The sequence below is a fragment of the Streptomyces sp. NPDC017520 genome (assembly GCF_044329855.1).
Lineage (GTDB): Bacteria > Actinomycetota > Actinomycetes > Streptomycetales > Streptomycetaceae > Streptomyces.
In genome coordinates this window covers 143,056-161,951 of sequence record NZ_JBIRKB010000011.1, presented here as the reverse complement: position 1 = coordinate 161,951, position 18,896 = coordinate 143,056, and the positions used below count along the sequence as shown (strand labels likewise).

14 protein-coding genes, 1 tRNA gene and 1 pseudogene are annotated in these 18,896 nt (G+C 72.9%); 8 read left to right on the top strand and 8 right to left on the bottom strand.

All coding sequences use genetic code 11. The features are described 5' to 3' along the window. Positions 1 to 186: 186 nt before the first annotated feature. Positions 187 to 1,290: a P1 family peptidase gene (locus tag ACH4KB_RS25870; RefSeq protein WP_398068355.1), complete on the top strand. Its 1,104-nt coding sequence runs from the start codon at positions 187 to 189 to the stop codon at positions 1,288 to 1,290. A gap of 399 nt (positions 1,291 to 1,689) precedes the next feature. Continuing rightward, entirely contained in the window at positions 1,690 to 2,445 is a 756-nt protein-coding gene (locus ACH4KB_RS25865) for a DUF6227 family protein (protein ID WP_398068280.1), read from the top strand. A gap of 119 nt (positions 2,446 to 2,564) precedes the next feature. On the opposite strand, the gene ACH4KB_RS25860 is transcribed toward ACH4KB_RS25865, so the two are convergent. Then, complete coding sequence (locus ACH4KB_RS25860) at positions 2,565 to 4,160, bottom strand: MFS transporter (protein WP_398068279.1); 1,596 nt, start codon at positions 4,158 to 4,160, stop codon at positions 2,565 to 2,567. 61 nt (positions 4,161 to 4,221) lie between these two features. On the opposite strand from ACH4KB_RS25860, the gene ACH4KB_RS25855 reads away from it, so the two are divergent. After that, the gene (locus ACH4KB_RS25855) at positions 4,222 to 5,292 is read left to right on the top strand and encodes a helix-turn-helix transcriptional regulator (RefSeq protein WP_398068278.1); all 1,071 of its coding nucleotides are present in this window, start codon (positions 4,222 to 4,224) and stop codon (positions 5,290 to 5,292) included. 130 nt (positions 5,293 to 5,422) lie between these two features. On the opposite strand, the gene ACH4KB_RS25850 is transcribed toward ACH4KB_RS25855, so the two are convergent. Next, on the bottom strand, positions 5,423 to 6,424 hold the full coding sequence (locus ACH4KB_RS25850; RefSeq protein ID WP_398068277.1) for an RNA polymerase sigma factor RpoD/SigA: 1,002 nt from the start codon (positions 6,422 to 6,424) through the stop codon (positions 5,423 to 5,425). Positions 6,425 to 6,955: 531 nt separating this feature from the next. Here ACH4KB_RS25850 and ACH4KB_RS25845 point away from each other — a divergent pair. Then, positions 6,956 to 8,086 carry a questin oxidase family protein gene (locus ACH4KB_RS25845; RefSeq protein WP_398068276.1) on the top strand — a complete coding sequence of 377 codons (1,131 nt, stop codon included), beginning with the start codon at positions 6,956 to 6,958 and terminating at the stop codon, positions 8,084 to 8,086. A 134-nt stretch (positions 8,087 to 8,220) separates the two neighbouring features. On the opposite strand, the gene ACH4KB_RS25840 is transcribed toward ACH4KB_RS25845, so the two are convergent. After that, the gene (locus ACH4KB_RS25840; protein WP_398068275.1) at positions 8,221 to 9,003 is read right to left on the bottom strand and encodes a dioxygenase; all 783 of its coding nucleotides are present in this window, start codon (positions 9,001 to 9,003) and stop codon (positions 8,221 to 8,223) included. A gap of 253 nt (positions 9,004 to 9,256) precedes the next feature. Between ACH4KB_RS25840 and ACH4KB_RS25835 the strand changes: the two genes are divergently transcribed. Continuing rightward, the gene (locus tag ACH4KB_RS25835) at positions 9,257 to 9,769 is read left to right on the top strand and encodes a MarR family winged helix-turn-helix transcriptional regulator (RefSeq protein ID WP_398068274.1); all 513 of its coding nucleotides are present in this window, start codon (positions 9,257 to 9,259) and stop codon (positions 9,767 to 9,769) included. Positions 9,770 to 9,930: 161 nt separating this feature from the next. Here ACH4KB_RS25835 and ACH4KB_RS25830 read toward each other — a convergent pair whose 3' ends face one another. Continuing rightward, a complete protein-coding gene (locus ACH4KB_RS25830) occupies positions 9,931 to 11,460 on the bottom strand; it encodes an MFS transporter (RefSeq protein ID WP_398068273.1) in 1,530 nt (509 codons plus the stop codon). Positions 11,461 to 11,639: 179 nt separating this feature from the next. Beyond that, positions 11,640 to 12,344, bottom strand: coding sequence for a TetR/AcrR family transcriptional regulator (locus ACH4KB_RS25825; protein ID WP_398068272.1), 705 nt, complete (start codon positions 12,342 to 12,344; stop codon positions 11,640 to 11,642). A gap of 270 nt (positions 12,345 to 12,614) precedes the next feature. Here ACH4KB_RS25825 and ACH4KB_RS25820 point away from each other — a divergent pair, with 270 nt between their 5' ends. Further along, complete coding sequence (locus tag ACH4KB_RS25820) at positions 12,615 to 13,892, top strand: M6 family metalloprotease domain-containing protein (protein WP_398068271.1); 1,278 nt, start codon at positions 12,615 to 12,617, stop codon at positions 13,890 to 13,892. Here the strand turns inward: ACH4KB_RS25820 and ACH4KB_RS25815 are convergent. The 3 genes from ACH4KB_RS25815 to ACH4KB_RS25805 all read right to left on the bottom strand — a co-directional run bounded on the left by ACH4KB_RS25815 (position 13,879) and on the right by ACH4KB_RS25805 (position 17,990). After that, positions 13,879 to 15,825, bottom strand: coding sequence for a class I adenylate-forming enzyme family protein (locus ACH4KB_RS25815; protein ID WP_398068270.1), 1,947 nt, complete (start codon positions 15,823 to 15,825; stop codon positions 13,879 to 13,881). The genes ACH4KB_RS25820 and ACH4KB_RS25815 overlap by 14 nt on opposite strands. A 201-nt stretch (positions 15,826 to 16,026) precedes the next feature. Beyond that, complete coding sequence (locus ACH4KB_RS25810; protein WP_398068269.1) at positions 16,027 to 17,232, bottom strand: CU044_5270 family protein; 1,206 nt, start codon at positions 17,230 to 17,232, stop codon at positions 16,027 to 16,029. After that, positions 17,229 to 17,990: an RNA polymerase sigma factor gene (locus tag ACH4KB_RS25805; RefSeq protein WP_398068268.1), complete on the bottom strand. Its 762-nt coding sequence runs from the start codon at positions 17,988 to 17,990 to the stop codon at positions 17,229 to 17,231. Before ACH4KB_RS25805 ends, ACH4KB_RS25810 begins: the two co-directional genes overlap by 4 nt. A gap of 212 nt (positions 17,991 to 18,202) precedes the next feature. On the opposite strand from ACH4KB_RS25805, the gene ACH4KB_RS25800 reads away from it, so the two are divergent. Together ACH4KB_RS25800 and ACH4KB_RS25795 are read left to right on the top strand one after the other, a co-directional pair. After that, positions 18,203 to 18,275 (top strand) — tRNA-Arg (locus ACH4KB_RS25800). Positions 18,276 to 18,499: 224 nt separating this feature from the next. Next, a pseudogene (locus ACH4KB_RS25795) lies at positions 18,500 to 18,715 on the top strand (restriction endonuclease); the annotation flags it as partial. Positions 18,716 to 18,896 lie beyond the last annotated feature (181 nt).

The window sequence follows — 18,896 nt, the reverse complement described above, 5'->3', positions numbered from 1 at the left end:
CGGGTCACTTTGACCCGTTTTGGCGGGTGAGAGGGTGAGAGGGTCGCCCGGACAGTCGCAAGGGCCACCTTGCCCGGGCGGGGGGCTTCGGGCTCACCGCGCCCTGCTCGCCGGTACGTTCGCAGCACATCAGCCCGCACCTCCGCGGGCCCCGACCCCGACCGGAGGAGCCGCACGATGATCCCCGTGAACCCCGTGAACCCCGAGGACGAGGCCGAGGGCCACGGGGCCGCCGAGTACCCGATTCCGCTGGACGCGCTGACCGATGTGGCCGGAATCCGCGTCGGCCACGCCGAGGTCGCCGGTGCGGGCGCATTGAGCGGAACGACCGTCGTCCTGGCACCCGAGGGCGGGGCCGTGGCCGCTGTGGACGTACGGGGCGGCGGGCCGGGCACCCGGGAGACGGACGCGTTGGACCCGCGCAATCTGGTGCAACGGGTCGACGCCGTGGTCCTTACGGGCGGCAGCGCGTACGGGCTCGACGCCGCGTCCGGCGTGATGGCCTGGCTGGAGGAGCGGGGCCGGGGCGTCCGGGTCGGCGCCGGACCCACCCAGGTGGTACCGGTCGTTCCGGCCGCCGCCCTCTTCGACCTCGGCCGGGGCGGCGACTGGCGGGCCCGCCCCGACGCGTCGACCGGCCGCGCCGCGGTGGAGGCCGCGGCTGCCACCGGGTCCGGGGAGCCTGTGGCCGAGGGCGGCGTGGGTGCGGGCACCGGCGCGGTGGCCGGGCAGCTCAAGGGCGGCGTCGGCACGGCGAGCACCCGCCTCGCCTCCGGGGTCACGGTGGCCGCCCTCGTCGCGGTGAACGCGGCGGGCTCGGTGGTCGATCCCCGGACCGGGGTGCTGTTCGGGGAGTACGGGGCCGGGGAGCCGCCGGCCCACCCTTCGGCCGAGGTCCACGCGGCGGCGGGGCGGCGTCTCGCACGGGAGCGGGAGGCGACGGAGGCGGCCGGGGGCGGGGCCGCTCCGCCGTTCAACACGACGATCGCGGTCGTCGCCACGGACGCGGACCTGACCCGGGCGCAGGCCCAGAAGCTGGCGGGCACCGCACACGACGGGCTGGCCCGCGCGGTGCGCCCGGTCCATCTGCTGACCGACGGGGATACCGTGTTCACGCTGGCCACCGGGCGGGTGCGGGTGCCACCGGAGGGCCCGGCCGCCGTCAACGAGATCCTGGCGGCGGGCGCCGACGTCCTGGCGCGGGCCGTCGTCAAGGCCGTGCGCGCGGCCCGGAGCACCGAGGGGCCGGGCGGCCGGCTCCTCTCGTACACGGAGCTGTACGGCGGCTAGGGCTGTCCCGTAGGGCGTGTCTCGATAGTCCCGCCCGCTCGGCGACGCCCGGCACGCACCCGCACAGCGCCTGGTGCCACGCACGCGCACGGCGGTCGGCGCCACGGAGCCGCGCAGCACTCGGCGCACAGGCTTCTACGGCGGTCGGCGGTCGGCGGTCGGCGGTCGATCCGATCGGCGGAGCCCTGGGGGCGCGCGGCGTGAGCGAGGGTCGTGCGGGCGGCCGACTCGCCACCTGCGTAAGGGAGTTCACCCCAAGCGCCCGAAATGCACCGGGAACACTCGGGGAACTTTCCGCGAGCGCCCTACGTTTTTACGAACCCCGGTCACGATGCCGGACCCAGGGACTACGTTAAGCACGCACCAAGTAACACGCGGCGACGGCCTGGAGACACCACCTTGAGCGATCCGTACGAGACAACCGAGCACCACCTCGACCGACTCCTGCGACGCGCCCTCAACTCCTTCGACCTTCCCGACAGCACGGTCGACCGCCTCGGCACCGCGCTCGCCCACAGCAGTTCGCTGCACTCGTCGCACCACAGTTCCGTGCTGCACCGCGAGACCTACCGTCACACGTATCTCCTCGCCGACGGCTCCGCGCTCACTCTGTGGGAGCTGGTGCACAGCGGGGGCCGGGACGTACGGATACCGCGTCGGCACGAGCTGTACGACGACGAGGGCGACGCCCGCATCGCCGCGTCCCGGCTCGCGGGCAGCCTCTCCGACTCCCCGGCCTTCGGTGACGAGGGGGTGCAGGAGGGCCAGGGCGATCTGGAGATGCTGACGATCCTGATGTCCGCCCCGTCAGCCCCGCTCCCCCGGACGTACGCCCCCGACAATTCCGCGGACCACGCCCGCCGGGTGCTGCGCCGCGCGGAGAACGCCGACCGGCCGGGCGAGCAGAAGGCCCGGCTGCTCCGGTCGGCGTTCGCCCACCACATCACCCAGATCTTCGGGCGTCAGTGCCGCGTCGGCGGCCGCCCGGCCGGTTTCACGCTCTACGAGCACGCGTTCCTGCTGCTGGACGGCAGCGAGACGAGCCTGTGGGAGGTCGAGCACACGGCGACGCCCGACGGCCGCCACATGTGCGAGGTGTACGAGAACGAGCGCACCGCCCGTGCGGCGATGGAGAGCCGCACCCGTATCTGCTGACCCGAACCGCCGTGACCGGCCGAGGCGGGTTCGCCGCCGAGGCCGGTCACTGGGGGCGTCGGTCGGAGCGGGGCCGGCCGCACCGCCCGCGCTGGGCCGGGTCACGCCGCCCACACGGATCAGCGCGCGCCGCCCTCCACGTTCGCGACGCCCTCCACGTCCGCGACACCCTCCACCGGGGCCTCGTCCTCGACGTGGGCGCGTGGCCGGGCGGGCAGCGCGAACATCACCAGGAAGATCACCGCGAGCACCCCGGCCACCCACCACAGCGACTGCTGGAACGCGTCGACGAACGCCGGGCCGGCCTCCTGGGGGGCCAGCCGGTCGCCGATCGCCCCGAAGAAGACGACGGACACCAGGCCGAGACCGAGCGCCGTCCCCATCTGCTGCACGGTGTTGATCAGCCCGGACGCCGAACCGGCGTGCTCCTTGGGCACTTCGGAGAGCACGGCGTCGGTCAGCGGAGCCACGATCAGCCCCATCCCCACACCCATGACCACCAGCGGGACGGCCATCTGCAAGGACGTGATGCCCATCCCGTACCGCTCGCTCTCCCAGAGGTAGATCAGCAGCCCGGCGATCATGAGGAGCGCACCGGCCTGAAGGACCTTGCGGCCGAAGCGGGGCACCAGCTTCTGCACGGAGATCCCGGCGGCCACCGAGACGGCGGCGGAGAACGGGATGCCCGTCGTGCCGGCGCGCAGCACGCTCCAGCCGAGACCCATCTGCATGTACATCGTCCAGACCAGGAAGAAGATGCCGAGGCCGACGCCGAAGGTCAGCTGCACGGCGATGCCGGCGGCGAAGCTCTTGACCCGGAACAGGGACAGTTCGATCAGCGGCGAGCCGTCGCTCAGCGCCTTCTGCCGCTGGTAGGCGACCAGCGCCCCGAAGACGAACAGGCTGCCCACCACCGAGAGATGGCCCCAGAGCGGCCAGCCCAGCTCGTGTCCCCGGGTGAGCGGGTAGATGAGCATCAGCATCGCCAGAGTGATCAGGGCGACGCCGGGCAGGTCGAGACGGACCGCCCGGGGGGCCTTCGACTCGGTGATGAACTTCGCGCCGAGGATCAGTCCGGCGATCCCGACGGGCAGGTTGATCAGGAAGATCGGCCGCCAGCCGAGCCCGAAGAGGTCCCACTCGGTGAGCAGCGCGCCCAGCAGCGGACCGGAGACCGCGCCGAGTCCGACGATCGCGCCGAAGAGGCCGAAGACCTTGCCGCGCTCGTGGGCCGGGAAGGTGGCGTGCACGATCGAGAGGACCTGGGGCACCATCAGGGCCGCCGTCGCGCCCTGGAGGATCCGGGCCGCGACCAGTATCTCGGGGCTGGCCGCGAAGCCGCACAGGGCGGAGGCGAGCGTGAATCCGCCGATGCCGACGAGGAAGAGCCTCTTGCGCCCGTAGATGTCGCCGAGGCGGCCGCCCGTGATCAGTCCGGCCGCGAACGCGAGGGCGTAACCGGCGGTGATCCACTGGATCGCGGAGACCGAGGCCCCGGTCTCGCGCTGGATGCTGGGGATCGCGATGTTGACGATCGTGACGTCGACCAGGTCCATGAAGGCGGCGGTCATCACGATGGCCAGCGCGAACCAGCGCCGCCGGTCGGCCGGTGCGGGCGTGGGTGCCACCGGTGTCTTCACCGGGGCGGGCGGTGCGGGCGGCGTGGGCGGAGCGAGGTACGACGCCGTGGGCGCCGGGGGTGCGGAAGAAGGCATGGGAAGAACCTAGGCATCCATTAGGTCAGACCATGACCTGATGGTCCGCCATCCTGAAGCCATGTCCGATACTCCAGCACGGCTGCTGAAACTGCTGTCGCTTCTCCAGACCCCCCGCGAGTGGCCGGGCGGCGAGCTGGCCGAGCGGCTCGCCGTCAGTCCGCGCACGATCCGCCGCGACGTCGACCGGCTGCGCGACCTGGGCTACCCGGTCGAGGCCTCACGCGGCTCCGTGGGCGGCTATCGCCTGGTGGCGGGCGCCGCCATGCCGCCCCTCCTGCTGGACGACGAGGAGGCGGTGGCCATCGCGGTGGGCCTGCGGGCCGGGGCGGGGCACGCGATCGAGGGCGTCGACGAGGCCTCCGTACGGGCGCTGGCCAAGCTGGAACAGGTGCTTCCCTCCCGGCTGCGGCACCGGGTCTCCGCGCTCCAGAACGCCACGGTGCCGCTGACCCGGGGCGACGGCGCCACCATCGACCCGCGGACCCTGACGACGCTGGCCTCGGCCGCCACCGGGCGGGAGAGGCTGAGGTTCGCGTACCGCAGCGGCGACGGCACCCGGACGAAGCGGCAGGTCGAGCCGTACCGGCTGGTGAGCACCGGGCAGCGCTGGTACCTGGTGGCGTACGACCTCGGCCGGGAGGACTGGCGTACGTTCCGGGTGGACCGGGTCGGCGAGCCGTACGCGACGGGGGCGCGGTTCGCGCCGAGGCCGCTGCCCGTCGAGGGCGCGGGGAGCGACGGGAGCGACGGGAGCGACGCGGGCGGCGAGGCGGGCAACGAGGCTCGGAGCGACGCGGAGAGCGGGGACGCGGCGAAGTACCTGTCCCGGTCGATGCGGCGGATGAAGCCGGAGCTGCGCCTCGATGTGTGGTTCGGGGCGCCGGCGGAGTTCGTGGCGGGGCGGCTGCCCGCGTATCTCGGAGCGCCGGAGCCGGACGGGGAGGGCGGTTGCCGGCTGCGGGCCTCGTGCACCGATTCCCTGGAGTGGGTGGCGTTGCGGCTGGCGTTGGTGGACTGCGAGTTCTCCGCGCAGGGGCCGCCGCAGCTGGTGGAGTACCTGGAGGGCCTCGGCGCCCGGCTGACCCGCGCCGCCGGGAGCCGGCGCCCGGCCGATCCGGAACAGGGATGAGCCCCGACGCCGGGGGGGGGTGGGCGCCGGGGCTCAGCTCAGGGACCGGGAAAACCGGTCGGGTGACCGGAATGACCCGGTCGGTCGGCCGGTGCGAACCGGCTTGATGGGGAGATTACGGGTTATTGGCTCACGCCGCAGCGTCAAAGCCCGTGTCGTGGGCCATTCGCTTCAATTCGAGCAGTGCGTGCTTCTCTATCTGGCGGATCCGCTCCCGCGTGAGGCCGTGCTGCTTGCCCACTTCGGTCAGCGTGCGCTCCCGGCCGTCCTCGATGCCGTACCGCATCTTGATGATCGAGGCGGTCCGGTTGTCGAGCTTGCCGATCAGGTCCTCCAGCTCCTCGCTGCGGAGCAGGGTCATCACGGACTGCTCGGGCGAGACGGCGGAGGTGTCCTCCAGCAGGTCGCCGAACTGGGTGTCGCCGTCGTCGTCCACGGACATGTTGAGGCTGACCGGATCGCGGGCCCAGTCCAGGACGTTGCCGACGCGCTCGGTGTTGGAGTCGAGCTCGGCGGCGATCTCCGCGTGCTCCGGGTCGCGCCCGTGCTCGCGGTTGAACTCGCGCTGGACCCGGCGGATCCGGCCAAGCTCCTCCACCAGGTGGACGGGGAGCCGGATCGTGCGGGACTGGTCGGCGATGGACCGGGTGATGGCCTGCCGGATCCACCAGGTGGCGTACGTGGAGAACTTGAAGCCCTTGGCGTAGTCGAACTTCTCGACCGCGCGCACCAGGCCCGCGTTGCCCTCCTGGATCAGGTCGAGCAGAGGGAGCCCCGCGCGCGGGTAGCGGCGGGCCACGGCGACGACGAGCCGGAGGTTGGAGCGGATGAATATGTCCTTGGCGCGCTCGCCCTCGGCGACCAGCGCCTCCAGCTCCTCACGCTTCGCGTCACCGGCGGCGCTCTCCACCTCGCCGTCGAGGATCTGCTGGGCGAAGACGCCCGCCTCGATGGTCTGGGAGAGGTCGACTTCCTTGGCGGCGTCGAGCAGCGGTGTGCGGGCGATCTCGTCCAGGTACATGCCGACCAGGTCGCGATCGGCGATTTCCCCGCCCACGGCGCGAACACTGCCTGCCCGGCCGGACCCACCGGAGGTGGTGGACGTACGACGGGCGACGGCACGGGTTGCCATGCGTGCTCCCTTGCTGAGTAGGTCGCGACACCCTTTCGAGGTGCCCTGCATCCGATGGAAACAACGACTGGAATCCGGACAGAATTCCCATGCCGCGCATTCACTTTCGCGATCATGCAGTACCCTGTCCGGCGCCGACCGCTGGATTCCGCTTCCGGTGTCCGCCGGACGCGCAGGTCAGAGCCGGTGGCGGGGCCGGGCGGCCCCTTTGCGGCTCTCCGGCCGGGTACCCGGAATCGGCTCGTGCATGAGACCGCACTCACACGCACGTCCCACGGCCCCTCGTCCGGCCGCCGCCGGCGCCCGGGAAGCCGTGCTCCCACCCCGAAGGACGGCTCGGGCGGCGTTCGGGTTGCTCAGGGTGTCCGCGCCGCGCCGCGCCGGACCGGAAGGGCCCGGGCCGCCCGGGGGCGTACGTCCGCCGACCGATCCGGCAGGTAACCGAGGCCCCGAGTGCCTCGGACCCCGGTCCGAGACCGACCGGGACCTCGGCCCGATCCGCTCCGTCCCGCGCGTGCCTAGCGTGATCGCATGGACGACACCACAGGCACCCTCGACGAAGCGCTGGAGCGCATCCACCTCTCGGGGCCGGAACGCGACGGCTGGCTCAGCAATCACGCGCCGATGGCCGTGGAGGCCCTCGTGCGGCACGGCCAGGCGTCGGCCGTGCACCGCTGGCTGGACCGGTACGGCCCGAAGCTGGAGGAGATGCCGGAGGCGGGCTCCCCCGTGACCGCGCGGAACTGGCAGGAGGCGCTCGGCGACCCGCGCCGCGTCGCCGACTGGACGGCGTACTTCGAGCGGGAGACGGCCGAGACCCCCTGGCGCGACGTGCTCGCCGCGTGGTGGCCCCGGCTGCTGCCGGGCATCGCCGCGGGCGCGACGCATCCGGCGATCCGGGTGGGCCATTCCGTACGGACCCTGCTGACGGGCGAGGAGAGCGCCCCGCGCGTCCGGGAGCTGGCCCACGCCCTCGGCTACTGGGCCGCCCGGCACCAGCTCCTGCCCGCCCTGACGCAGCTCGGCCCGGCCCCGAGCGCCGCGGCGGCACTGGACCTGGTCCCGCTGGTGCCCGACCGGAGCGGCGGCATCCGGGGCCGGTTCGCGCAACTGACCGGGTTCCCGGACTGGCCGGGGCCGGGGTGGGGGCCGGGACAGGACACCGGACCGGGGCGAGGACCGGACGCCGGCCCGGGGCGGGAACAGGGCGCCGGACCGGGGCGAGGACCGGACACCGGCTCGGGCCCGGGGCTCGCAGGGCCGGAAGCGGCGCGAGCCGCGCTCCGGGAGCTGGTACGGGCCTCGACCCACCGGTACGCGACCCACGCGCACGGCGAGCCGATCATGCTGGTCCACGCGGCGACCGCGCCCAACGCGGTCCTGCGCACCCTGCCGGCGCTGCCCGGCGAGCTGTGGGCGCCGAGTCTGCGGGCCGCCTGGGCGGCGAGCGCGGCGGTCACCGCCGCCTACGCTCCCCGTGACGCGGCCCCGGTTCCGGCGTCCGCGTCCGGCGCCCCGGACGCCGGGGAGCTGTTCGCCCGGGCGGCGGCGCACGGCGACGATCACACCATCAAGTTCACCGACACGGCACTGGACGTGGGCGACGCGCTCGCGTTCTCCGCCGCCCGGCGCGCGATCGAGTTGAACCCGCCGGTCTTCTAGAGCGTTCGGGAGTGGCCTCCGAGGGCTCGGGCGAGCTGTGGCCGCCGAAGTCAGCGGGCTGTGGCCCCCGACCTCCTCGGCCCAACCCGGAGCGCCCCGACCCCCTCGGCCCAACCCGGAGCGCCCCGACCTCCTCAGCCGAATTGCACCGAGCGCTTCGCCAGCCCCATCCAGAAGCCGTCGATGACATTGCGCCCCCGGTCCAGCTCGTCCTCGGCCGCGCCCAGCGTCACGAACAGCGGCGCGAAGTGCTCGGTGCGCGGGTGGGCCAGCTTCCCGGCCGGGGAGGTGTGCTCGAAGTCGATCAGCGCGTCGATGTCCTGGGCCCGCAGCGCGCGGTCGCCCCAGTCGTCGAACTCCGCCGACCAGCCGGGAACCCCGCCGCCCGGGTGGCGCAGAGCGGCCAGGTTGTGGGTGAAGAAGCCGCTGCCGACGATGAGCACGCCCTCGTCGCGCAGAGGGGCGAGTTTGCGCCCGATGTCCATCAGCTTCCGCGGGTCGAGGGTCGGCAGGGAAATCTGGAGTACGGGGACGTCGGCGTCCGGGAACATCTCCACCAGCGGTACGTACGCCCCGTGGTCGAGGCCGCGGTCGGGGATGTCCTGGACCGGCGCGCCGGCGCCACGCAGCAGCTTGCGGACGTTGTCGGCGAGCTCGGGCGCGCCCGGGGCTCCGTAACGCACCCCGTAGTAGTGCTCGGGGAAACCCCAGAAGTCGTACACGAGCGGCACGGTCTCGGTCGCGCCCAGCGCGAGCGGGGCCTCCTCCCAGTGGGCGGAGACCATCAGGATCGCGCGGGGGCGGGGCAGCCCGGCGGACCAGGCGGCGAGCTCGCCGGGCCAGACGGGATCGTCGGCCAGCGGCGGTGCGCCGTGCGAGAGGTAGAGGGCGGGCATCCGCTCCGCGGTGGCTGTCATGGCACTCCCATCCACTGGACGCGGCCCCAGGGCGACAGGCGCCGCGCTGGGCGCACGGGGCACTGGATCCGGTCACGAACTCGTCCGAGCAGGAGTTCCCCGAGGTCATCCGGGGGAACGTTGTTCAGAGGCCCTGCGAAACTCCTTCGGACCCCCTGCGGGGATCTCTCGGGGCAGGTTTCTTGAAACTTCAAGCTCCTACCTCCGGAGACCTTAGCCCTATCTAGTTAAACTTTCAAGAAAAGGTCGTACAGTGGAGTACATGACCATGGCATCCACCAGCGCGCCGCGCTGGCTCACCGACGAGGAGCAGCACGCCTGGCGCGCCTATCTGCACGCCACCACGCTGCTGGAGGATCACCTCGATCGCCAGTTGCAGCGCGATGCCGGCATGCCGCACATCTATTACGGACTGCTCGTCCAGCTCTCGCAGGCGCCCCGCCGCCGGATGCGGATGACGGAGCTGGCCCGGAACGCGAAGATCACCCGTTCCCGGCTCTCGCACGCCATCGCCCGGCTGGAGAAGAACGGCTGGGTGCGCCGTGAGGACTGCCCCTCCGACAAGCGCGGCCAGAACGCGGTGCTCACGGACGACGGCTACGAGATGCTCCGCCGCTCGGCCCCGGGCCACGTCGAGGCCGTACGGCAGGCGATGTTCGACCGGCTCACGCCCGAGCAGGTGAGCAGCCTCGGGGAGATCATGCGGGTGCTCGCGACCGGCCTGGAGCCGGAGGGCACGGACGCGGATCTGCCCTGGCTCCGCTGAGCGATCGCTGAGCGGAACCAGGGCAGGGAAGCCACGGGCGGGGAGCCACGGGCAGGGAAGCCACGAGGCGGGGAAGCCGCGAGGCGGGGAAGCCGCGAGGCAGGGAGCCACGGGCAGGCGCGCTACCGGGGCGGGGCGGGGCAGGGCAGGAACCGCCGTCGTCAGTGGGCGACGACCGGGATCCTGAACTCCTCCTCGGCATCCGCGTCGGACGCGCCGTCCGTCCCACCGGACCCCGAACCCATTCCGGGGCGGCCGGTGTTGATGAGGGCGATCGCGATGACGGCGGCGGCGACGAGGATGCCGACGGCCCACCAGATCGCGGCGGCGAAACCGCTGACCATGGCCTGGAGCTCCAGGAGCTGCGGGTCCGTGGCGCGGGCCGCGTGATCGGCGACGTACGCGGTGGTGGCGCTCGCGGCGATGGTGTTCAGCAGGGCGGTGCCGATGGCGCCGCCGACCTGCTGCGAGGTGTTGACCATCGCGGAGGCCACGCCCGCGTCACGCGGCTCGATGCCGTGCGTGGCCAGGGACATCGCCGGCATGAACGCCGTACCCATACCGAGGCCGAGCAGCAGCATGCCGGGCAGGATGACGGCCGCGTAGCTGGTGTTCAGGTCCAGCTGGGTCAGGAGCAGCATGCCGACCGCGGCGACCAGGAAGCCGGGGCCCATCAGCAGGCGCGGCGGGACCCGGGTCATCAGCCGGGTGCCGATCTGGGTGGAGCCGGTGATCATGCCGACGATCATGGGCATGAACGCGAAGCCGGTCTTCACCGGGGAGTAGCCCTTCACGACCTGGAGGTAGTAGGTCAGGAACAGGAACAGCCCGAACATCGCGATGATGGCGAGCCCCAGCGAGAGGTAGACCCCGCCACGGTTGCGCTCGGTGAGGACGCGCAGCGGCAGCAGCGGCGACTTCACCCGCGCCTCGGTCACGACGAAGGCCACCAGCAGCACGACGGCGGCGATGAACATCGAGACGGTCAGCGTGTCCGACCAGCCGGCCGACTCGGCGCGGGTGAAGCCGTACACCAGGGCGACCAGGCCGAGCGTGGAGAGCACGACGCCGGGGATGTCCAGCGGTGCGCGGTTGCGGGCGCCGGAGGGCTCGCGGATGACGAAGTACGCGCCGGCGGCGGCGACGATGGCGAACGGGATGTTGACGAAGAACGTCCAGCGCCAGTTCAGGTACTCGGTGAGGAAGCCGCCGAGGATCAGCCCGACCGCGCCACCGCCACCGGCGATGGCCCCGTAGATGCCGAAGGCCTTGGCGCGCTCCTTGGCGTCGGTGAACATCACGGCGAGCAGGGAGAGGGCGGCCGGGGCGAGCAGGGCGCCGAAGACACCCTGGAGAGCCCGGGAGCCGAACATCATCGCCTCGTTCTGGGCGGCGCCGCCGAGCGCGGAGGCCAGCGCGAAGCCGATCAGCCCGACCACGAAGGTGCGCTTGCGCCCCCAGAGGTCGGCGATCCGGCCGCCGAAGAGGAGGAGCCCACCGAAGGCGAGGGCGTAGGCGGTGATGACCCACTGCTTGTTGCCGTCGGATATGCCGAGGTCGGTCTGGGCGGAGGGCAGAGCGATGTTCACGATGGTCGCGTCGAGGACGACCATCAGCTGGGCGAGCGCGATGAAGGCCAGGGCCTTCCAGCGACTCGGATCGGGGAGGGCGGTGTCAGCCGTTTTTGGCATGGGTGTATCCACCTAAGGACGTGCGAGGGCGCCGAGGCGTCGCGAAGTGGGCGTCGGCGGTACGTGTTCGGGTACGCGCGACGGGTGAGTGAGGTGAGGTGAGGCGGTGGGCCGGGCCTCTCAGGACACGGCCGGAAGGTTCAGGTCGGTGCGGGGCCGGAGCGGTTCGACAACAGGTCCTAGGGGCGCCGCAGATCCTCCAAGGTCGCCGCCGATCCGGGCAGTTCGGAGCGGGCCGGGGACTCCAGTCCGTCCAGGAACAACTGCAGATGACGGTGGGTGAACCGGTCGATGCCCTGGCAGGCGATGCCGGGGAGCGGCCGGGTGAGCTGGGAGAGGGCGACGAGTACGTCACCGACGGCGATGTCGGTGCGCAGCCGCCCCGCGGACATGGCGCGCGCCACGAGCCCTTCGACGGCCTCTTCCAGGCGTCGGCGCTCGGCGAGCAGTTCGGGGTGGTCCTTGTCGAAGACGCCGGACAGCATCGGGCACAGGGCGCCGATCCGTTCGTCGGCGGCCGCGTGCACGAAGCGGCTGAGCGCGGCGAACGGGTCGGACTCCGCCGCGGCGGCCTCTTCGGCCCGGAGCGTCGTGCGGGAGGTGACCGCGAGGACGACCTCATGGGTGAGGGCGGCCCGGTCGGGGAAGTTCCGGTAGAGCGTGGCGTTGCCCACGCCGGCCCGCCGTGCGACGTCGTCCAGCGCCACGTCCGGCCCGAACTCGACGAACAGCTCGCGCGCGGCCGCGACGATCCGCTCGCGGTTGCGCAGCGCGTCGGCCCGCGGGCGCGGCGCCCGGCACGGTGCCGCGGGTGCGGTGCCGCCGACGGCTGCCGGTGCGGTGCCCTTCGCGGCGGTCCTGGTGGCCCCGGCGGTGGTCTCCACGACGACGCTCCTCCTCTTCTTCCCTCTGGGTAGCCGGCCGACCCCCATCCGTAACCGGGGACCGCTTCCCCGTTTAGCGGGGGACACGTATGCAAACGGGGAGACGCTCCCCGCTTATTTCCCCCCTCAATGTGTCCTGCGTCACAACACTTCCGGGAGAAAACCCTCCGATCGGCGCACCCAGCGAGCGGCCCCGGACCACCCGGCACAGGCTGATCGCCAGAGCGCAGTCAGGGGTCGGCCGGCTGCCGCGGACCCGAAGGCGCCTCTATGCGGCAGCCCCGCCACCGGATACGCAGACACCGCCGCCCGATCGCCCTGGCCGGAGCGACCGCGCTGGTCATAGCCGCCGTGGCCTCGGCCAGCACCACCCTTCCGAGCGCCGGCCGCGCCTCGGCGGGGCCGGCGGCCACCAGCCAGGAATCCGCGCTCGCCCCGTGCCGAATCTCCGCCACCATGGGCGTACAGATGTCCGAGGGGCTGCCGACCCCGCCCGGCTACGCCCGGTCGACCGGCGAGGTCAGGGCGCTCAACCTGATGATCGACTTCCCGGACGCGGAGGGAACGGAACCCGCGACGGACCGGTACGCGGAGTTCTTCCCGCAGACCTCCGAGTGGTTCAGGGCCAGCTCCTACGGCCGGCTCGTCTACCGGCCCGAGGCCCCCGTCAAGGACTGGCTGCGGATGCCGATGCCCTTCACGGAGTACGGGATAGAGCGCGGCTCCCCCTTCGAGCCGGGCTACCGCCAACTGGTGAAGGACATCGTCGCCGCCGCCGACCCCCGGGTCGACTTCTCCGCGTACGACCTGGTCAACGTCCTGGTCAGCCCGAACGCCGGCCCCTCCGCGCTGGACACCGTGCTCTCGGTGACCTTCTCCGGCAACGACGAGGCCCCGACGGCGGACGGTGTCCCGCTCTCCAACACGTCGTTCGTCTACAGCCGCCAGGACGACGGATCGGGGTCGTACGCCGAGACCGGCTACCGCGTCCTGCCACACGAGAACGGCCACGTCTTCGGGCTGCCCGACCTCTACACGATGGAGGGCGGCGGCTCGGTCGGGCACTGGGACATCATGTCCGAGGACTGGGGCGCCAACAACGACTTCCTGGCCTGGCACAAGTGGAAGCTCGGCTGGCTCGACAACGAGCAGATCAGCTGCGCGTCGCGGGCCGGCGTCAGCGAGCACACCCTCGGCCCGCTGGCCGCCGAGGGCGGCACCAAGCTCGCCTTCGTCCCGCTGAGCGACCGGTCCGGCTACGCCGTGGAGGTCCGTACGGCGGCGGGCAACGACGAGGCGGTCTGCCGGCCGGGGGTCCTGATCTACAAGGTCAGCTCCGACGTGGACACCGGCCAGGGCCCGGTCTCCGTCGCCGACGCCACGGAGGACAGCGGCGGCTGCACCCGGCGCCCCAACGTGCACGCGGAACTGTCCGACGCCCCGTTCCGCCCCGGCCAGACCTTCATCGACCGGGCCAACGGCGTACGGATATCCGTGCTGGACGAGGACGGCGACGGCAACTACCGGGTGCGGGTCACGCGCCCGTGAGCGGGGGCTCGGCCTCCGCAGCGCGCTCCGGCCCGCACGCTGGGGTGTCCTTCTCGGCGCTCCTCCAAGCGCCCTCCGCAGCGCTCCCCTCGGCGCCGCCGTGCGCAACGCCCTCCCCCGTGCCGCCCTCCGGAATGCCCTCCTCGGTGCCGCCGTGCGCAGCAGCGCCCTCCCCCGTGCCGCCCTCCGCAGTGCCGCCCTGCGCGAAGGCGCGGAGGCGGTGCTTGAGGAGCTTCCCGGTGACATTGCGCGGAAGCTCCTCGTCGGTGAACAGCACCCGGGCGGGCACCTTGAAGGCGGCGAGCCTCGCGCCGACGTGCTCGCGCAGGCCCCCGGCGGTGACCCCGGCCCCGGGGCGCGGCCGGACGACGGCCGCCACTTCCTCCCCCAGCACCGGGTGCGGGATGCCGAGGACGGCGGCGTCGGCCACGTCGGGGTGGTCGTGCAGGACGCCCTCGACCTCGACGCAGTACACGTTCTCACCGCCCCGGATCACCACGTCCTTGATCCGGTCCACGATGGAGACCCGCCCCTCGCGGCGTACGGCGAGGTCCCCCGTACGGAACCAGCCGCCGTCGCCGAAGGCCTCCTCGGTCGCCGCCGCGTCGCGCCAGTAGCCGCGGAACAGCGACTGGCCGCGCAGCCACAGCTCCCCCGCCTCCCCGTCGGGCCGCTCCTCGCCCGAAGGGGCGGCGACCCTCACCTCCGTGACCGGGGTGGGCCGTCCCGCCCCGCCCGGCTCCGCCCGGTAGGCGTCCCCGAAGTGCGCGAGGACCCCGCCGCTGGTCTCGGTGAGGCCGTAGCCGTTGCGGGGCTCGACGCGTTCGCCGTACCGGGCGGTGAGGCGGGCGACCAGGGCGGGCGGGGCGGGGGCTCCCCCGGTGCTGAACAGCGTGAGGCTCTCCAGCCCGTCCCCGGTCCGTTCCGCGGCCTCCAGCAGCTGGAGGCCTGTGGTGGGCACCCCGGCGAAGTGCGTGACGCGGTGCGCCCGGATCAGCCGCAGCGCCTCGTCCGCGTCCCACTTGTGCATCAGGACGAGGGTGCCGCCGGCCGCCATCGCCCCGTAGAAGCCGGTGAACGCGGCGACGTGGAAGAACGGGAACGTCATCAGGGAGACGGGGGCGGGCCCCTGCCCCGGGATGACGCCGCGGGCCAGCGCGGAGGCCGCCGCGTGGTAGCGGGGGTTGAGCGCGGCCCCGGCCTGGGCGAGATGGGTGGCGACCGCGCCCTTGGGGCGGCCGGTGGTGCCGGAGGTGTAGAGAATCGTGGCGTCGTCCTCGGGCCGGGGCTCCACGTCGGGCGGCGCGGCCAGCGGGTCGGGGGCGGGGAACTCCTCGTACCGCTCGACGCGGAGCCCCTGCGCCGCGTGCCCAGCACCGTGTTCCCCATGGAAAAGGACGACGCGCGTCCCGGTCCGCCGGGCCCAGCCGGAGACCCGCCCCAGCCGCTCCCCGTCCACGAAAAGCACCCCGGGTTCGCAGTCCTCCAGGGCGTGGACGAACTCGTCCTCGGTCCACCAGGCGTTGAGCGGTACGGCGACGATGCCGGCCAACTGGGCCGCCCAGAAGGCGATCTGCCACTCGGGGTGGTTCCGCATCGCGATCACGGCCCGGTCGCCGGAACGGAGCCCGTACCGCTCCCGCAGGCGTACGGCGAGGGCGGAGGCCGCGGCGAAGAACTCGGCGTAGGAGTAACGCTGTTCGCCGGCGACGAGGAAAGGCGTGTCCCGGTAGGCCCAGGTGGCCTCCACGAACTCCCGGAGCGTGCGCGGCCCGTCGGCGTACTCCGGCGTCCCCTGCTCGCCGATGACCACGGCGAAGGGCGCGCCGGGCGCGGTGAGGGAGGCCTCGATACGCGCGGCGCGCCGGGCGCGTTCCGCGGGGGCCCCGGCGTCTTCGGGGGCCGGGGACGGGGACGGGTGGGTGTGCGGCACGGACGGCCTCTCTCGCGCTGAGCTGACGCTGACTGCTACGCGAGACGCTATGCGGACGGAAGCGCGCCGCCAAGGCCGGAGGAGCGGTGCGCACGGACGGGTCCCGCCCCGGCCGACGGGGCGGCCGAGGCGGCGGGCACGGGAAGAAGGGTCAGGTCCCGGCCGATGGGGTGGCCGGGGCGGCGGGCACGGGAAGAAGGGTCAGGTTCCGGCGGACGGGGTGGCCGGGGCGGCGGCCCGCTCGCCCGGAGCCGAGCCGGACGGGCGCTGCTTGACGGCGTCGACGACGGCCCGGTCCGTCACCGCGGTATGCCCCTTGACCGTGCCCGCCTCGATGCCCTCCACATCGCGCGTCTGCACGGTGCGCTCTCCCAGATACGTGTACGTCTCGCGGTCGAAGATCCACTCGGTGCGCGCGCCGTCCTCCTCGTCGGTACGGGCGATGGCGATCCCGTGCCGGCCGGCCGCGTCGACGGAGTCGTCGACGAGGACCACCCCGGGGATCCGGGCGGCGGCGCGGTAGAGGCCGGCGGCAAGCTTCGGCGGAACCACCTGCTCCCTCAGCAGGTCGCCGATGGTGCTGAAGGCCTGCTGGTCGGGGCCGTTGCCCATGCCCCGGGTCTCGTCGTAGATCTTCTTCAACAGGAGATCGGGGTCGGTGGGCAGGGTCTTCAAATAGTCGTGGCTTGGCGAGTTGAGCGTGCGCTCCCCTCCTTCGGGGTCGTCGAGCGTGACACCGTCGCGGCCGATCGTCTCCTTGTCGGGCTCGCTCAGCCAGCCCTTGCTGCCGTCGGGCGACATCCAGACCTCGCGAGGATGGATCTTGTCGACGTAGCTCTTGTTCCTCCCGTCGGCGCCCTCCCAGGAGACCAGCCAGGAGACCTCGCTCCGGACGTACAGGAACTGCCCCGGGCCCGGCTCGGGCAGCTCCGCCCCGGCCGCCGCCCCGGAGATGTCGGCCACCGCGCCCGCCAGCCCCGCGGTGCTGCCCCGGACCACCTGGACGACCGGGGCGGGAACGGCCCCTGCGGGCGGGGCGACCACACGGCCGGGGCTCTCCGGACCGCCGGAGCCGCCCGGGCTGCCCGCGAGCCCGACGACCCCGGCGGCGGCCAGGGCCAGGGCGGCGGCAACGCCGACCAGGACCGGGCGACGGCCGGAGCGGCGGGCCGGCCGGGGGGCGTGGTCCCCCGCGTACGCACCGGCGGGCGGGGCGCCGGCCGAAGCCCCGGGCAAGGGGTCTGGCGCGGTGTCGGGCGTCCGGTTCCGGATCTCGGTCATCAGGTGCTCCTCAAGGCCGCTCAGGCGGTCGGAGGAGAGTTCCGGATCACCGGGTGCGGGCAGCAGCCGGGCCAGTTCCGCGTGGTCGAGCGGCTCTTCACGCCGCCGCCAGGGGGTGCGGATCATCGGGTTCTCTCCTCGTTCGACCGGGCCGCGGCGATGCGGCCACCCTGTACTTGTCCGCCGGAACCGCCGGGTTCCGTCCCATCGGGTTCCGTCCCATCGGGTTCCGTCCCATCGGGTTCCGTTGTGCGGGGTTCGGCCCTCCGAGGTTCGGTCCTGCGGGGTTCCTCCCGGCCGGGCTCCGTCACACGGAGCTCCGTCATACGGGGCCCCGCCCTGCCGCCCCGTCGCCGTAACTCGCTGTCGGTAAGCCTGCGGAGCCGGGCCCGCGCACGAGACAGCCGGGACCGCACGGTGCCGACCGGCACGTCGAGCGCCTCCGCGGCCTCGCCGTAACCGAGACCGGCCCACACGCAGAGCGCGAACACCTCCCGCTCGGAACGCCGCAGTTGCCCCAACGCGCGCTTGGCGGCCGCGAGTTCGTCGGAGTCGGCGATCCGCCCGACGAGTTCGTCGGCGAAGTCGGGCAGAACGTCCCGCAACGGCACCCGGGCCAGCGCCCGCTCATGACGGCGGGCGGCGCGCCCCCTGTTGCGCAACACGTTGACGGCGATGCCCATCAGCCAGGGCCTCGGGCTCTCCCCCTCGTCCCGCAGCTTCCCGCGCAGCCGCCACGCCTCCAGAAACGTCAGCGACACGACGTCCTCGGCAGCGCTCCAGTCTCCGGTGGTCCGGACGGCGTGCCGGAAGACGAGCTGGGCATGCTCGCGGAACAGCTCCCGGAAGGCATCCGGATCCCCCGCGCGGATACGCGCGTGCATCGAGTAGTTCACTCCCTGACTTGTCCGCCCGCCCGGACAGGTTCCCGTGACGCGCATCACGGCGGGCCCGCCCGAGGCACCGAGGCGAGCCGCGAAAACACAGGGCCACCGACAGGCGCGCGATCAACAAACCCGAGGAACGGCACTCACCCCACCCGCTACACTGTCGGCGGCGGCCCAGTCTCCATGACGGGGCCTCCACCACATCCCGCGCCTTCGTAGCTCAGGGGATAGAGCACCGCTCTCCTAAAGCGGGTGTCGCAGGTTCGAATCCTGCCGGGGGCACAACACATCACCGCTCTGACCTGGGGTTCCTCCCCCAGGGAGTGGTACCTGCTCGGCCCCGGACCTCTCGTCCGGGGCCGTTTGCGTGAGCGGACGCGGGAGTTGCCTCCCCGGTCCGGCCCACAGACCAGCACCATCCGGTACAGACACCCGCGTCTCCGCATCGACTGATGCCTGGGTTCGAGCCAGACCCTGACCGCGAGGCCGTACTCCGCTGCCAGAGCTACGGTCAGGTCGAGGATGTCGTCGCGGCCGGCGCCAACAAAGGTGTTCTGGTTACAACGTCCGGTTTCGGCCCCGGCTCGCACACCTTCGCCCATGGCAAGCCTCTGGAGCTGGTGGCAGGCTCCGAGCTTGTCGATCTGCTGCACCGCCACGGACTGCGCGGACGCCTGGGGAGCGGCGCACGCACCGTACCCGCCCAGCGGACAGCGCCGGACAGTTCGGCCTCCGCTGCTCGGCATGGTCGGTGAGCGGGCGGTTGTGGTGGGCTACGGTGCCGGGACGCGTGGCGCACACCAGGTCTTCGCTCTCCAGACGCGGATGGCCCGGCTGCTGGTCGGTGAGGCGGGCTTCCGCGCTGTCGCCCTCGACCAGGACGGGACGCTCGTCGCCCGGCTC

What these genes read in the sequence shown, in the direction of transcription:
- ACH4KB_RS25860 (WP_398068279.1), bottom strand. Translation starts at nt 4,160, where the DNA reads ATGCCTTCTTCCGCACCCCCGGCGCCCACGGCGTCGTACCTCGCTCCG.
- ACH4KB_RS25855 (WP_398068278.1), top strand. Translation starts at nt 4,222, where the DNA reads ATGTCCGATACTCCAGCACGGCTGCTGAAACTGCTGTCGCTTCTCCAG.
- ACH4KB_RS25850 (WP_398068277.1), bottom strand. Translation starts at nt 6,424, where the DNA reads ATGGCAACCCGTGCCGTCGCCCGTCGTACGTCCACCACCTCCGGTGGG.
- ACH4KB_RS25845 (WP_398068276.1), top strand. Translation starts at nt 6,956, where the DNA reads ATGGACGACACCACAGGCACCCTCGACGAAGCGCTGGAGCGCATCCAC.
- ACH4KB_RS25840 (WP_398068275.1), bottom strand. Translation starts at nt 9,003, where the DNA reads ATGACAGCCACCGCGGAGCGGATGCCCGCCCTCTACCTCTCGCACGGC.
- ACH4KB_RS25830 (WP_398068273.1), bottom strand. Translation starts at nt 11,460, where the DNA reads ATGCCAAAAACGGCTGACACCGCCCTCCCCGATCCGAGTCGCTGGAAG.
- ACH4KB_RS25820 (WP_398068271.1), top strand. Translation starts at nt 12,615, where the DNA reads ATGCGGCAGCCCCGCCACCGGATACGCAGACACCGCCGCCCGATCGCC.
- ACH4KB_RS25810 (WP_398068269.1), bottom strand. Translation starts at nt 17,232, where the DNA reads ATGATCCGCACCCCCTGGCGGCGGCGTGAAGAGCCGCTCGACCACGCG.
- ACH4KB_RS25805 (WP_398068268.1), bottom strand. Translation starts at nt 17,990, where the DNA reads ATGCACGCGCGTATCCGCGCGGGGGATCCGGATGCCTTCCGGGAGCTG.